General features: G+C 68.3%; 10 protein-coding genes. 5 read left to right on the top strand and 5 right to left on the bottom strand.

What is annotated here, in order from left to right:
* Positions 1 to 80: 80 nt before the first annotated feature.
* Positions 81 to 926: a uroporphyrinogen-III synthase gene (locus TSH64_RS22550; RefSeq protein WP_109448407.1), complete on the bottom strand. Its 846-nt coding sequence runs from the start codon at positions 924 to 926 to the stop codon at positions 81 to 83.
* A 184-nt stretch (positions 927 to 1,110) separates the two neighbouring features.
* Between TSH64_RS22550 and TSH64_RS22545 the strand changes: the two genes are divergently transcribed.
* Positions 1,111 to 2,307, top strand: coding sequence for an acyltransferase (locus tag TSH64_RS22545; RefSeq protein WP_109448405.1), 1,197 nt, complete (start codon positions 1,111 to 1,113; stop codon positions 2,305 to 2,307).
* Positions 2,308 to 2,326: 19 nt separating this feature from the next.
* Here the strand turns inward: TSH64_RS22545 and TSH64_RS22540 are convergent, their stop codons facing one another.
* Positions 2,327 to 2,947, bottom strand: coding sequence for a methyltransferase domain-containing protein (locus TSH64_RS22540; RefSeq protein ID WP_109448403.1), 621 nt, complete (start codon positions 2,945 to 2,947; stop codon positions 2,327 to 2,329).
* A gap of 302 nt (positions 2,948 to 3,249) precedes the next feature.
* Here TSH64_RS22540 and TSH64_RS22535 point away from each other — a divergent pair, with 302 nt between their 5' ends.
* Together TSH64_RS22535 and TSH64_RS22530 are read left to right on the top strand one after the other, a co-directional pair.
* On the top strand, positions 3,250 to 5,055 hold the full coding sequence (locus TSH64_RS22535; protein WP_109448401.1) for an ATP-binding protein: 1,806 nt from the start codon (positions 3,250 to 3,252) through the stop codon (positions 5,053 to 5,055).
* 7 nt (positions 5,056 to 5,062) lie between these two features.
* Positions 5,063 to 6,445, top strand: a complete 1,383-nt coding sequence (locus TSH64_RS22530) for a sigma-54 dependent transcriptional regulator (RefSeq protein ID WP_109448398.1) — start codon at positions 5,063 to 5,065, stop codon at positions 6,443 to 6,445.
* A gap of 7 nt (positions 6,446 to 6,452) precedes the next feature.
* On the opposite strand, the gene TSH64_RS22525 is transcribed toward TSH64_RS22530, so the two are convergent.
* Positions 6,453 to 8,132: a glycosyltransferase family 39 protein gene (locus tag TSH64_RS22525; protein ID WP_199237641.1), complete on the bottom strand. Its 1,680-nt coding sequence runs from the start codon at positions 8,130 to 8,132 to the stop codon at positions 6,453 to 6,455.
* 250 nt (positions 8,133 to 8,382) lie between these two features.
* Between TSH64_RS22525 and TSH64_RS22520 the strand changes: the two genes are divergently transcribed.
* Both TSH64_RS22520 and TSH64_RS22515 read left to right on the top strand, forming a co-directional pair.
* On the top strand, positions 8,383 to 8,859 hold the full coding sequence (locus tag TSH64_RS22520) for a MerR family DNA-binding transcriptional regulator (RefSeq protein ID WP_109448394.1): 477 nt from the start codon (positions 8,383 to 8,385) through the stop codon (positions 8,857 to 8,859).
* Positions 8,844 to 10,469, top strand: a complete 1,626-nt coding sequence (locus TSH64_RS22515; RefSeq protein ID WP_109448392.1) for a 3-(methylthio)propionyl-CoA ligase — start codon at positions 8,844 to 8,846, stop codon at positions 10,467 to 10,469. The genes TSH64_RS22520 and TSH64_RS22515 overlap by 16 nt, the downstream gene beginning before the upstream one ends.
* A 175-nt stretch (positions 10,470 to 10,644) precedes the next feature.
* Here TSH64_RS22515 and glpK read toward each other — a convergent pair whose 3' ends face one another.
* Together glpK and TSH64_RS22505 are read right to left on the bottom strand one after the other, a co-directional pair.
* A complete protein-coding gene (gene glpK / locus TSH64_RS22510; RefSeq protein ID WP_109448390.1) occupies positions 10,645 to 12,138 on the bottom strand; it encodes a glycerol kinase GlpK in 1,494 nt (497 codons plus the stop codon).
* A 197-nt stretch (positions 12,139 to 12,335) separates the two neighbouring features.
* Complete coding sequence (locus TSH64_RS22505; RefSeq protein WP_109448388.1) at positions 12,336 to 14,111, bottom strand: ABC transporter substrate-binding protein; 1,776 nt, start codon at positions 14,109 to 14,111, stop codon at positions 12,336 to 12,338.
* Positions 14,112 to 14,127: the final 16 nt, after the last annotated feature.

Below are 14,127 nucleotides of genomic sequence, written 5' to 3'. Positions count from 1 at the left end.
GAGTGAGAATTGTTATCAATTGACCTGCGCAGAAGAGGGGTGGGGCGAAAGGTCGCTGACTGCCACAGGCCCCGGCCCGATCAGGCCGGCCCGTTTCCCTCCCCCTCCGTCAGCAGCCGCCGGATGGCGTTGACCAGCGGCTTCATATGGAAGGTCGATTCGGGAGAAACCGCGACGGTTCCGCCGGCCGCCTCCACCGCCTCGGCGACCACCGGACCGACGGCGGCGATGCGCGTCCTGGCGAAGCCCTGGCGGAAGGCGTCGCCAAGGCCGCAGGCCTCCGCCACCTCGTGCAGGCGCCGCACCTGGGGGGAGGCGGTGAAGGCAACGAAGTCGATGCGCCCCTCCGCCATGTCGCGGATAGCCGCCTGGACGGCGCCGGTCTCCGAATCGTTGGCGTAGCGGTAGGGGGTGACGGCCACCGGCTGGCCGCCCCGCGCGCGCACCGCCTCCAGCAGCGGTTCGTTCGGGTTGTCGGGATAGAGCTGGATACCGACGCGGCGACCGGACAGATCCTCCTCCCCCAGCATGGCGATGACGCCGTCGGTGGTCGGGGCCGGGGCGGATTTGTAGGGCGCACAGCCGATTTCGCGGAGCGCCTTCACCGGCTTCGGGCCACGGACGAAGACCCGCGCGAGGCCGATGGCGGCAACCACCTCGGCCTCGCGCTCCATGGCGCGGGCGACGGTCATCAGCCGCCGCAGCCCCTCGCCGGTCAGCAGGACGATGTCGTCGAACCCCTCGGTCAGCAGCCGCTCCAGCCATGCCCGTGCCGGTGCCGGATCGTCGAGGTCGAGGATTTTCACCATCGGGCAGCGGATCGTCTCGGCCCCATGCTGTTCCATCATGCCTGCGAACAGGTCGAGGTCCCGGCTTTCCGGCACCAGAATCCGCTTCCCCGCCAGATCGCCGCTCTGTCCGGCCATGGTCCCGCTCCCGTGATCGCCTGTGTGGTGACGCCGAGACTAACAGCAGGCGGCGGGCGCGGTCACGCGGGATGGAACGGCGGCCCCCACCCGCAGACCGGCCGACGGCCTTGACAAGCGGTCCGCAGGCATCTCCCCATCACGCGGCCCCCGACGGCTGCGCATGACGACTTGGAACGACGCAATGGCCTTCTCCCCAGTCCTGGCGGTTTTCCTCTTCGCGGTGGCGATCTGCGCGTCCTGGGCTGTTCTGCGCCTCGTTCCCCGTCCGCTTCGTCCGCAAGTCTGCACCGAAGGCCAATATGGTGGCCGCTATGCCGCCATCGACGGGATGCGCGGGCTGCTGGCCTATGCCGTGTTCATCCATCACGGCGTCATCACCTGGCAGTATCTCCACACCGGCCTTTGGGCGCTGCCGCCTTCTAGGCTCTACATCCAGATGGGACAGGCCAGCGTGGCACTGTTCTTCATGGTCACGGCCTTCCTGTTCTGGGACAAGCTGCTGAAGACAGGGCCGGGCATGGATTGGCCCGGCTTCGTATCGTCCCGCATTTACCGCGTCTATCCGGTCTATGCGGTCGCCGTCCTGCTGGTCGCGGTGCTGGCGCTGGCCTCGACGGGCTTCGAACTCAAAACCGGTCCGCTCGACCTGCTGCGCCGGCTGGTTGGCTGGGCGACCTTCAAGGCGCCGCCGATCAACGGCCTGGAGAATACCGGGCAGATCGTCGCCTATGCCACCTGGTCCCTACCCTACGAGCTGCTGTTCTACGCGGCACTGCCCGCAGTCGCCTTCCTGGTCACGCCGGCCCGCCGGCTGCGGCCGGCCCTCGTCTCGGTCGCGGCGACGCTGATCCTTCTGCTCTATTTCCGCAATTTCAGCCTTGCGGTGCTGGAGTGCTTCCTGGGCGGCATCGCCGCCGCCTATGCGATCCGCCGGCCCGGCCTCGTCCGGTTCGCGCGGTCGGACCGCGGTCTAGCGGTGGCGCTCGCCGGCCTGTCGGCGGCTGTGGCAGGCTTCGACACCGCCTATGCGCCGCTCCCCGTGCTGGGACTCGGCCTGTTCTTCATCGCCGTCGCCGCCGGTCAGAGTTTCCGCGGAGCCCTGACCTGTCAGCCGGTTCTCTGGCTGGGAGACATCAGCTATGGCGTCTATCTGCTGCACGGAATCGTGATCTGGACAGCGATCACCGCCAACGCGCCCGTCCGTGCCCTTGTCGGGGAGGATGCAGGGCTCTACACGCTGGCGCTGGCGGGGGCAGGAATCCTCGTCGTGGCCATCGCCAGCCTCGTCCATCTGGCGATCGAACGGCCGGCGATCATGGCCGGCCGGCGGAGCCGCGCCCTGCGTCGGAACGACCGTGCCGAGCGCGTCCCAGCCTGACCATCGCGGCCGTCACACACTAGCCACGCCGGCAGTGCAGCAGGCTGAACAGCCCGAAGGGCGGCAGGGTGCGGATGCTCTCCACCGCCAGCCGCGACCCGGTCATCATCGCATCGAGCGTGAAATCCGGCCGCCAGCCCAGCTTCTTCGACAGGGGCGACAGCCACCCCTCCACCGCGCGGCGGACACCGGCTTCGGGCGCAGCGAAGTGGTTGACGATCACGATGTCGCCGCCGGGTTTGCAGACGCGCTCCAGCTCCGCCATCGTGCCCTGGGGGTCGGGGACGACGGTCATCACATACATGGCGACCACCACGTCGAAACTGCCGTCGGCGAAGGCCAGCTTGCCGGCATCCATCTCCAGCAGCCCCTCGACATGGTCGAGCTTCTCGCGCGCCACCCGGTCCTGCGCCACCTTCAGCATGTCGGTGGACAGGTCGATGCCGACGACGCGGTTGTCCTTGCGGTAATCGGACAGCGACAGGCCGGTGCCGACGCCGACCTCCAGGATGCGCAGGCCGCCGCGACGGTTCAGCCACTCCACCGCCGCATGCCGGCCCGATGCCAGAAGCACCCCGAACACGCGGTCGTAGAAGCCGGCGTAGCGGCGATAAGCGGCGCGAATGGATTCGGCGTCCATGATCCTGTCCCCCCGTTTCGATCCCGTTGCCGGCAGGTGCCGCAAGGTCAAGCCCAAGCCGTCGGCGGCGCACCATAGCCTGCTTTCGTGCATCATGAAAGTGACGCAAACAACAAAACCCGGTCAATGTCACGCATCGGACAGGCATTCATTTGACATAGGCATAGAAATGGTTCTTCAACATTTCCTGTGCCGGCTTTCTTGATTGAACGTTCATTCAAAATCCGACGCCATCTCACCGCTCCGCCGCTCCATCGGAAAAGGCGCTGGACAGCGTCGCCCCGGCGGCTCCATAGACAGGCATGGCCGACTCCGTCCTCCCCCGTCCGCTGCGCCGCCGCAGGCTGGCGCTCCTCGTCGCGGCGCTGGCCGCGGTGACGGCACTGGCCTGCTGGGGCGCCTATCGTTGGGCGGAGGCGGAGGCGCGGGCGGCGCTGACCCTCGACGGCGACCAGCGTCTCGGCCTCTATGCCAGCAGCATCCGCAGCGCGGTCGGCCGTTACGACTATCTGCCCTTCCTGCTCGCCCGCGATCATGAGGTGCTCGACCTGCTCGACGCTCCTTCCGATCAGCGGCGCGACGCCGTGAACCGCCGGCTGGAGATGGCGAACACGGCGGCGGGGTCGGCGGCGCTCTATGTGGTGGACCGCTCCGGCCTGGCGCTGGCGTCCAGCAACTGGGCCGATCCGGCGCAGAGCTTCGTCGGGCACACTTACGACTTCCGCCCCTATTTCCGTCAGGCGGTGGAGACCGGCAGCGGCCGCTATTTCGGCATCGGCGTCACCACCGGCTTGCCCGGCTATTTCCTGTCGCACGCGGTGCGTCAGGGCGAGGCGCTGACCGGCGTCGCCGTGGTCAAGATCGATCTGGAAACGGTCCAGCGCGACTGGGCCGCCGGCGGCGAGCGGGTGCTGGTGACCGACGAGAACGGCATCGTCTTCCTGTCCAACCATGCCGAATGGAAATACCGCGCCCTGCGTCCGCTGCCCGATGCGGTGACGGACAGTCTGGCCCAGACCCGCCAGTATGACCGCAGCGACCTGCCCCCGCTCGGCCTGCGTGACGGCCCGCTGATGGAAAACGGTGCCCGGCTGGTCAGCCTGCCGGTCTCGGTTCCGGGAACCTCCGATCCGGGTGCAACCCGCCGCGCCTTTCTGATGCAGGAGCTTGCCCTGCCGGAGTTCGGCTGGACCATCCGCTTCCTGTCCGACCTGGAGCCGGTGAAGGCGCAAGCGGCCGGGGCCGCCACACTGACCGCCATGGGCATCCTGCTGTTGGCCGCGGCAGCGGCGCTGGGCTGGCAGCGGCGCCAGACCCTGCGGCTCCAGCGTGAGGCGCGGGTGACGCTGGAGCGCCGGGTGGAGGAGCGCACGGCCGAGCTGGTGACCGCCAACCGCATCCTGCGCGACGCGCAGGAGGAGCTGGTGCAGGCCGGCAAGCTGGCGGCCCTTGGCCAGATGTCGGCGGCGCTGGCCCATGAGATCAACCAGCCGCTGGCCGCCATCCGCACCTTCGTCGCCTCCACCCGGCTGCTGGCGGAACGGGGGGAAACGGCGATGGTCCGCGACAACCTCGCCATGATCGGCGATCTGGCGGAGCGGATGGCGCTGCTGTCCGGCCATTTGAAGGAATTCGCCCGCAAGGGGCCGGCACGGGTGGAGGCCGTTCCGGTCGCCCGCGCCATGGACCGCGCGCTGGCCCTGCTGACCTCCCGCCTGCGCGAGGAGGAGGTGCAGGTTGACCGGTCGATCCCGCCCGACGCCCGCGTGCGCGGCGATGCGGTGCGGCTGGAGCAGGTCTTCGTCAACCTGCTGCGCAATGCCGCCGACGCCATGGACGGGAGCGATGAGCGCCGCCTGACCCTGACCGCCGTCCGCACCGCCGAGGGTTGGGAGATCCGCATCCGCGACACCGGCACCGGCATCGCCGAGGCGCACCAGTTCCAGTTGTTCGACCCCTTCTTCACCACCAAGGAGGTCGGACAGGGGCTTGGCCTCGGGCTGTCGCTGTCCTATGGCATCGTGCGGGACTTCGGCGGCACACTGCGGGCGGAGAACAACCCTGAGGGCGGCGCCTGCTTCGTCGTCCAGTTGCCGGAGGCACAGTGAGGGCCGAATGAAGACCGATCCGCTTGCCACACCCGTCCTATTCATCGACGACGAGCTGGCGATGCGCGTGTCGGTGACGCAATGGCTGCAACTGGCCGGCTTCGCGGCGCAGGGTTTCGAGACGCCGCAGCCGGCGCTGGACCTGCTGTCGCCCGACTTTCCCGGCGTGCTGGTGACCGACGTGCGGATGCCGCGGATGGACGGCATGGCGGTGCTGGAACGGGCGCTGGAGCGCGACGCCGACCTGCCGGTGATCCTGGTGACCGGCCATGGCGACGTGGCCCTGGCGGTGGAGGCGATGCGGCGCGGCGCCTACGATTTCATCGAGAAGCCCTTCGAGCCCGACAATCTGGTCGCCGTCCTCCGCCGCGCGGTAGAGAAGCGCCGTCTGGTGCTGGAGAATCGCGGCCTGCGCCGCCGCGCGGCGGGCGGCGGGATCGAGACGCGGCTGATCGGCACCTCCCCCGCCATCGCCGAACTGCGGCGCGACCTGATCGACCTCGCCGCCACCAGCGCCAGCGTGCTGATCCATGGCGAGACCGGCACGGGAAAGGAACTGGTCGCCCGCTGCCTGCATGATTTCGGCTCGCGGGCTCAGAAGGGCGCCTTCGTCGCCGTCAATTGCGGCGCCATCCCCGACAGCATGGCGGAGAGCGAGCTGTTCGGGCACGAGCCCGGCGCCTTCACCGGCGCCACCCAGCGCCGCGCCGGCAAGCTGGAGCATTCCAGCGGCGGCACCCTGTTCCTCGACGAGATCGAGAGCATGCCGCTCGCCATCCAGGTCAAGCTGCTGCGCGCGCTCCAGGAACGCACCATCGAACGGCTGGGCTCCAACAAGCAGGTCGCGGTCGATCTGCGGCTGGTCGCGGCGACCAAGATCGACCTGCTCGACCTCAGCGAGGAGGGACGCTTCCGCGCCGACCTCTATTACCGGCTGAACGTGGCGGAACTGCACATCCCGCCGCTGCGGGCACGGGCGGAGGATATTCCGCTGCTGTTCGACTATTTCACCGCCGAGTTCGCCGCCCGCCATAACCGCGAACCGCGTCCGCTGGAGCCGGCCGACTTCGACGCCCTGCTCGCCCACGACTGGCCCGGCAATGTGCGGGAGCTGCGCAATCTGGCCGAACGCCATGTCCTGTCGGTCGGGCGTAGCGGCATCGCCGGCCTGCTGCGCCGCCGCCCCGTCGGGGGAGAGGCGGCTACACCGCCGCGCGCCCTGGCCGATCAGGTCGATGCCTTCGAAAAACGGGCGATCGAACAGGCGTTGGAGCGCTGCAAGGGCGACATCAAGGCGGTGATCGACCTGCTGGACATCCCCCGCCGCACCTTGAACGAGAAGATGGCCCGACACGGCCTGGACCGCACGCGCTTCCTGCCGCGGGGATAGCCGACCGTCACCACCAGTGGCGCTGCTGGCGGCCGGTGCGCAGGCGGGCCATTTCGACGGTCGTTGCCGGTTCCTCCGGCTTGCGCAGATCCTTCACCACCGCCAGCAGGGCGCCGTCACGCTCGACCTCCGCCACCGTCGGGCCGGTCATCAGCATGTCGCAATCCTCCTGCGTCGGCGCGATGAAGAAATCGGCACGGGTCCAGTCGGTGACCCAATGCAGATTGGCCGGCGCCAGCTTCTCGAAGGCCAGCGGCTCGGCGCAGACGGCAACGCTGTAGCTGCGGTGGCGGTGGGTGCGCGCCTCCTCCGCGGCGATGACCTCCGACAGATCCTCGACCGCTTCGGGAAGGCTGTTGGCCCAGTAATCGACATCGTACTTGCGCACCGCGCCGGCGACGCCGCCGACCAGTTCGTTGAAATAGACATATTCGTTGGGGTGCAGCGACTCCAGGATTACCGCCTCGCGCCCCAGGACCAGCGCCAGCGCAAGCCCGGCCAGCACGGCGGCCGACAGCCCGCGCCCGCTGCGCTGGGACACGCCGAACCTCCAGGCGCCGGCCCAGCCAAGCAGCCGGTCGAGCCCGATTCCGCCCAGCACGGCCAGCGGCGGCAGCACGAACAGGAAATGGCGGATCGCCGTATAGCCGGGCGCATGGGTGACGGTGAACCAGACCACCGGAAACAGCGCCGCCAGCGCCACCAGCCCGCAGCCGACCGCGCGGGCGATGCCCTCCCTGCCGTCCAGCCGCTCCCGACGCATCGCCGCCGGCAGGACCAGCAGTCCCAGCACGGCACCGCCCAGCATCACGAGCGGCAGCTTGATCCCGAGATACCAGACCAGATAGCTGCGCGGCACCTCGTACATCCAGTATTCGGTGCCGCCCAGCAGGGTGCGGATCGGGTAATGGAAGTGCGAGAAATCGGCCAGCGCCCGCAAGGGATTCAGCGGCTCCAGCACCGCCCAGGGCCAGAAGACCGCCATCAGCCCATAGGCGACCGGAAGCGCCGGCAGCAGGCGCAGCGCCCCCCGCCCGGTCTCGCGCAGCCGGGCGACGGAAATGCCGCCCATCAGCAGCCACCCCGCCAGCAGCGCCGCCGCATAGCCGATCAGCAGCAGCGCCCCGACCCGGATGCCCAGCGCCAGCCCGACGACGACGCCGAATCCCAGCACCGTGGGCAGGCGCGGCCGCGGCATCTGCCCGGCCAGCCGCACCAGCAGCGCCACCGCCGCCATCATCAGCACGGCGAAGGGCACGTCCTTGGTGTGGTTGAACAGCCCGCCATACCAGGGACCGCACAGCGCCAGCAGCGCCCCGGCGAGCAGCCCCGCCCGCGGTCCGGCCAGCCGGCGCCCCACAGCCCAGACCACCGCAACCCCCGCCACCCCGATCAGGGCACACAACAGATGCCGCGTCTCGTACGGATCGAAGGGCAGCAGCGGCGCCAGTGCCACCGCCGCCATGTCGAACAGCCCGCCATAGAGATAGAGGTTCTTGTAGGTGAAGGCGGAATCGTCGCTGAAGCCGCTGCGGTACCAGTCGATCAGCTTGGCGCCATAGACATGCTGCACCTCCTCGTCATTGGAGATGCCGTACTGGCGGAAGGTGACGGCGACCAGCACCAGCAGGGCCAGCAGTCCCAACGCCGCGGCAAGGTCCCACGGCTCGCCGATCAGACGGCGCAAAAGGCTGGTCCTTCCCGTCACACCCACTCCCCCAACCTCGCTGCCGCTCATCCCCAAAGCCGAGCGCAGGAAGCACCGGCCGCCGCGGCTTGTCATGTGAAATCTCTGCCACAGTCGCACCGCGCCGTCCGCAGACCGAACGTCGCGGCAAACGACAGGAGGCTTGGCACAAGGTAAAGCCTACTTTAGCTCATTGACGTTGACTTCCCTCCGGCAGCCGTGGCGAAATCGTCGGTACAGGGGATTGTCCATGGCCGAACGGGACCGGGTGTATGGCGTGACGGAGCTGGCGGCGGAGTTCGACCTCACGCCGCAGGCGTTGCGTTATTACGAGGAAAAGGGATTGCTGGCGCCGCAACGGGCCGGGGGGCGGCGGGTGTTCACCTACCGCGACCGTGCCCGGCTGATGATGATCCTGAAGTTCCGCCGGGTCGGCTTCTCGCTGGAGCAGATCGCCGAGTATCTCGCCCACTACCGCTCCGGCCGGCCCAGCGCCAGGCAATACCGCGACGGGCTGCGCAAAATCCGCGCCCGCCTCGTCGAGCTTGAGCGGATGCGCTCCGAAATCAGCGAGGTGATCGGTGAATTGAAGGCGATGGAAACCGATGCCGAACGGCGCCTCGCCACCTGCACGGATGACGATACCCCACCACCAGACGACCCAAATGCAGACGGCCCAAAACCAGAAGCGACCGAACCGGGAGTGAAACGATGCTGCGCGGAATGATGATGAATGGCCCCTTGCTGGTGACGTCGATCCTGCGTCACGCAGCGCTCTACCATGCCGACACCGAGATCGTGTCGCGCACCACCGAGGGACCGATCCACCGCTACACCTATGCCGACGCCTGGGTCCGCGCCCAGAAGCTGGCGAACGCGCTGGCGGCGCTGGGGATGAAGCCGGGCGACCGCATCGGCACGCTGGCCTGGAACGGCTACCGCCATCTGGAATGCTATTACGGCATCGGCGGCTCGGGCATGGTCTGCCACACAATCAACCCGCGCCTGTTCCCGGAACAGATCGCCTACATCGTCAACCACGCCGAAGACCGGCTGCTGTTCACCGACCTGACCTTCGTGCCGCTGCTGGAGGGCATCGCCCACGAGCTGACCGGGCTGAAGGGCATCGTCGTGATGACCGACCGCGCCAACATGCCGGACTCCAGCCTGCCCAACCTGCTGTGCTACGAGGAACTGCTGGCCGGGCAGCCGGACGGCTTCGACTGGCCGGAACTGGACGAGAACACCGCCTGCGGCATGTGCTACACCTCCGGCACCACCGGCAACCCGAAGGGCGTGCTGTACAGCCACCGCTCCTCCTACCTGCACGCCATGGCCGCCTGCATGCCCGACGTGTTCGGCCTGTCGGCATCGGATGTTGTGCTGCCGGTGGTGCCGATGTTCCATGTCAACGCCTGGGGCGTGCCCTATGCCGCACCGATGGTCGGCGCCAAGCTGGTGTTCCCCGGCGGCAAGCTGGACGGCGCCAGCCTCTATGAGCTGTTCGAGGCCGAGAAGGTCACCAACAGCGCCGGTGTGCCGACCGTCTGGCTGGCGCTGCTGAACTGGCTGGACGCCAACAAGAAGAAACTGACCAGCATGCGCCGCATCGCCATCGGCGGCTCCGCCTGCCCGCCGGTGATGATCCAGCGCTTCCAGGAGATGGGGGTGGAGGTCCTGCATGCCTGGGGCATGACGGAAACCAGCCCGCTCGGCCTCGCCAACACGCCGAAGGGCAAGCATCGGGGACAGGATGCCGAGGCCGCCCTGGCGCTGGCGTCCAAGCAGGGGCGGCCGATCTGCGGCGTGCAGTTCCGCGTCGTCGACGGCTCCGGCAACGACGTGGCACGCGACGGCACCAGCTTCGGCCGGCTGCTGGTGCGCGGCCCGACCGTCTGCTCCGGCTATTTCGGCGTGACGGAAAGCCCGGCCCACCAGACGGTGCCGGGCTGGTTCGAGACCGGCGACGTGGTGACGATGGACGCCGACGGCTATATCCAGATCGTCGACCGCACCAAGGATGTCATCAAGTCGGGCGGCGAGTGGATCAGCTCCATCGACCTGGAGAACATCGCCGTCGGACACCCCGGCGTCCAGGAAGCCGCCGCCGTCGCCGTGCCCGACGAAAAGTGGGGCGAGCGGCCGATGCTGGTCGTCGTCCGCAAGCCGGACTCCACCGTCACCCGCGAGGAACTGCTGGCGGTCTTCGACGGCAAGGTCGCGAAATGGTGCATCCCCGACGATGTCCGCTTCGTCGACAGCCTGCCCCACACCGCCACCGGCAAGCTGTTGAAGAGCGAAATCCGCCACATGCTGGCCGACCGCGAAGGGGTGTGACCGGAAAAGAAAAGGGCCGGACGGTATCGACCGTCCGGCCCAGTGTCCCCGCTGAACCGGCGAGGACGACGCACCCGAGGGAGGAGCGCGCAACCAAGGTCAGATTACCGGCAGCGGATCGGGGCCACTTGCCCGTCTGCGCCGGATTCTCTGCAAAATTCCGCCATCGAAGCCGTCAACGCTCCGACCGCACCCGCGCCACGGCGTCGCGCCAGCCGCCATAGAGGCGGTCGCGCTTGCCCTGCTCCATGCGCGGCTCGAACCGGCGCTCGCTGCGCCAGGCGTCGGACACCGACTCCAGCCCGTCGAACACCCCGACCTTCAGCGCGGCGAGGCAGGCGGCGCCGAGAGCCGTGGTCTCGATCACCTTCGGGCGCTCGACCGGCATGTTCAGCAGGTCGGCCAGGAACTGGCAGAGCCAGTCGTTGGCCGCCATGCCGCCGTCGATGCGCAGCGCGTTGATGGTGCCGCCCCAGTCGCCGGCCATCGCCTCCATCAGGTCGCGGGTCTGGAAGGCCACCGCCTCCAGTGCTGCGCGGGCGATGTGGGCCGGACCGACGTCCAGCGTCATGCCGAAGATCGCGGCGCGGGCATCCGAATCCCAGTGCGGCGCGCCCAAACCCACGAAGGCCGGGACGAAATAGACACCGTGGCTGTCGGGAACGCGGGTCGCCATGTCGTCGGTCTGGCTGGCATGGGTGATGATGCCGATGCCGTCGCGCAGCCACTTGATCGCGGCGCCGGCCACAAAGATCGAGCCTTCCTGCGCATACGATGTCTTGCCGTTCAGCCGGTAGGCGACGGTGGTCAGCAGCCGGTTCTTCGACACCACCGGCGTCTCCCCGGTGTTGATCAGCGCGAAGCAGCCGGTGCCGTAGGTCGATTTCGCCATGCCCGGCGTCAGGCAGGCCTGCCCGAAGGCCGCCGCCTGCTGGTCGCCGGCAACGCCCGCGATGGGGATCGGCCGACCGAGCAGGTCCGGCTCGGTGGCGCCGAAATCGTCGGAGCTGTCGAGCACCCGCGGCAGCATGGCGCGCGGCACGCGGAACAGCCTCAGCAGTTCGTCGTCCCAATCCTGGGCATGAATGTCGAACAGCATGGTGCGCGAGGCGTTGGTCGCGTCGGTCGCATGCACCTGCCGCCCGGTCAGGTGATAGATCAGGAAACTGTCGATGGTGCCGAAGCACAGCTCGCCCCGCTCAGCCCGAGCACGGGCGCCCGGCACATGGTCGAGGATCCAGGCGATCTTGGTGGCGGAGAAATAGGCGTCGATCAGCAGGCCGGTCCGGGAGCGCACCAGTTCGGCATGGCCGGCAGCCACCAGATCGTGGCAGAGCGCGGCGGTGCGGCGGTCCTGCCAGACGATGGCGCGATGGATCGGCTCGCCGGTCGCGCGGTCCCACACCACGGCGGTTTCGCGCTGGTTGGTGATGCCGATGGCGGCGATGGCGGACGCATCGACCCCGGACTTCTCCACCGCTTCGCGCGCCACGGTGCGCACGTCGCGCAGGATGTCGGCGGGATCATGCTCGACCCAGCCGTCGCCGGGATAATGCTGGGGAAATTCGCGCCGTGCTTCGGCCAGCGGCGTCCCCCGGCCGTCGAACAGGATCGCCCGCGACGAGGTGGTGCCCTGGTCGATGGCGAGGATGTGGCCGGCCTTGCTCATGCTGTGTATCCCTCACTTATTCAATTATCGCGCGTCTCCCCCTCTCCCCCGCAAACTTCGTTTGCGCGTGAGCGGGGGGAGAGGGAATAGCAAGGTGATCGAAGATAAGAGTGGGGCGGCAGCATGCCGCCGCCCCACAGTTTACCCCTGGCCCAACCAGGACGAAGCGCCAGGAGGAGAACCGTTCCGCCAGCCCGTTACTGGGCGCGGCCTTCCTTCCACGCCTTCAGCAGGTCGTCATAGGCGATGGTCTGGCCCTTGGGCTTCTCGTTGTCGAGCTTGGCCTTCGGGGCGCCGGGGGCAGCGAACCACTCCTTGGCGTCCTTCTTCGGGTTCAGCTTCGGCGCGCACTCGCCGCCGATGTTGGCACGCTCCATGCGCGCCAGCACCTGCTCCATCTGCTCGGCCAGATTGTCCATCGCCTGCTGCGGGGTGCGCTCACCCGTCACGGCCTCGGCGATGTTCTGCCACCACAGCGGGGCCAGCTTCGGATAGTCCGGCACGTTGGTGCCGGTCGGCGTCCAGGCGACGCGGGCCGGGCTGCGGTAGAACTCGACCAGACCGCCCAGCTTCGGGGCCACCTGGGTCATCGCGTCGGACTTGATGTCGCTTTCGCGGATCGGCGTCAGGCCGACCAGCGTCTTCTTCAGCGACGCGGTCTTCGACACGGTGAACTGGGCGTAGAGCCACGCCGCCTTGCGGCGCTCGGCCGGGGTGGATTTCAGCAGCGTCCAGGAGCCCACGTCCTGGTAGCCGAGCTTCATGCCCTGCTCCCAGTACGGACCGTGCGGCGAGGGGGCCATGCGCCACTTGGGCGTGCCGTCGGCGTTGACCACCGGCAGGCCCGGCTTGGTCATGTCGGCGGTGAAGGCGGTGTACCAGAAGATCTGCTGGGCGACGTTGCCCTGGGCCGGAACCGGGCCGGCTTCGGAGAAGGTCATGCCGGCGGCTTCCGGCGGCGCGTACTTCTTCAGCCAGTCGATGTACTTGACCAGCGAATAGACGGCGGCCGGGCCGTTGGTGTCGCCGCCGCGGGCGACCGAGGCGCCGGCCGGGCGGCAGCCCTCGACGCGGATGCCCCACTCGTCCACCGGCTTGCCGTTCGGCAGGCCCTTGTCGCCGGCGCCGGCCATCGACAGCCAGGCGTCGGTGAAGCGCCAGCCGAGCGACGGGTCCTTCTTGCCGTAATCCATGTGGCCGTAGACGCGGACGCCGTCGATTTCCTTCACGTCGTTGGTGAAGAACTCGGCGATGTCCTCGTAGGCCGACCAGTCGAGCGGGACGCCCAGGTCGTAGCCGTACTTGGCCTTGAACTTCTCCTTCAGGTCGGGACGGGCGAACCAGTCGGCGCGGAACCAGTAGAGGTTGGCGAACTGCTGGTCGGGCAACTGGTAGAGCTTGCCGTCCGGACCGGTGGTGAAGCTGGTGCCGATGAAGTCCTTCACGTCCAGCGTCGGCAGGGTCACGTCCTTGCCTTCGCCGCCCATGAAGTCGGACAGCGCGATGGCCTGGCCGTAGCGGACATGGGTGCCGATCAGGTCGCTGTCGTTGACGTAGGCGTCATAGACGTTGCGACCCGACTGCATCTGCGTCTGCAGCTTCTCGATGACGTCGCCTTCCTGGATCAGGTCGTGCTTCAGCTTGATCCCGGTCAGCTCGCTGAACAGCTTGGCCAGCGTCTTCGATTCGAACTCGTGCGTCGTCAGCGTTTCGGAGACGACGTTGATCTCCATCCCCTTGTAGGGCTCGGCGGCCTTCACGAACCACTCCAGCTCCTTCATCTGCTCGTCCTTGGACAGCGTGGAGGGCTGGAGTTCCTCGATGATGCGCTTGGCGACGGCTTCCTGGTCGGGCGTCATGGCGGCGGACGGGCCGGCCGAGGCCATCGCCAGCAGAACGCCGATGCCACCGGCCATCACGGCCCCGGTCAGGCGGCGCCGCAGAGAACGACGCGAAGTCTGTTGCTGAAGCATGCTTCCTCCCACTTGA

This window comes from Azospirillum sp. TSH64, assembly GCF_003116035.1.
Taxonomy (GTDB): domain Bacteria; phylum Pseudomonadota; class Alphaproteobacteria; order Azospirillales; family Azospirillaceae; genus Azospirillum.
Note: the sequence above shows the minus strand (reverse complement) of the source record. Positions and strands in the feature narration are given on the sequence as shown.

Excerpts from the sequence above, each read along its gene's own strand:
- TSH64_RS22550 (WP_109448407.1), bottom strand. The coding sequence starts at position 926 with ATGGCCGGACAGAGCGGCGATCTGGCGGGGAAGCGGATTCTGGTGCCG.
- TSH64_RS22545 (WP_109448405.1), top strand. The coding sequence starts at position 1,111 with ATGGCCTTCTCCCCAGTCCTGGCGGTTTTCCTCTTCGCGGTGGCGATC.
- TSH64_RS22540 (WP_109448403.1), bottom strand. The coding sequence starts at position 2,947 with ATGGACGCCGAATCCATTCGCGCCGCTTATCGCCGCTACGCCGGCTTC.
- TSH64_RS22535 (WP_109448401.1), top strand. The coding sequence starts at position 3,250 with ATGGCCGACTCCGTCCTCCCCCGTCCGCTGCGCCGCCGCAGGCTGGCG.
- TSH64_RS22530 (WP_109448398.1), top strand. The coding sequence starts at position 5,063 with ATGAAGACCGATCCGCTTGCCACACCCGTCCTATTCATCGACGACGAG.
- TSH64_RS22520 (WP_109448394.1), top strand. The coding sequence starts at position 8,383 with ATGGCCGAACGGGACCGGGTGTATGGCGTGACGGAGCTGGCGGCGGAG.
- TSH64_RS22515 (WP_109448392.1), top strand. The coding sequence starts at position 8,844 with ATGCTGCGCGGAATGATGATGAATGGCCCCTTGCTGGTGACGTCGATC.
- glpK (WP_109448390.1), bottom strand. The coding sequence starts at position 12,138 with ATGAGCAAGGCCGGCCACATCCTCGCCATCGACCAGGGCACCACCTCG.
- TSH64_RS22505 (WP_109448388.1), bottom strand. The coding sequence starts at position 14,111 with ATGCTTCAGCAACAGACTTCGCGTCGTTCTCTGCGGCGCCGCCTGACC.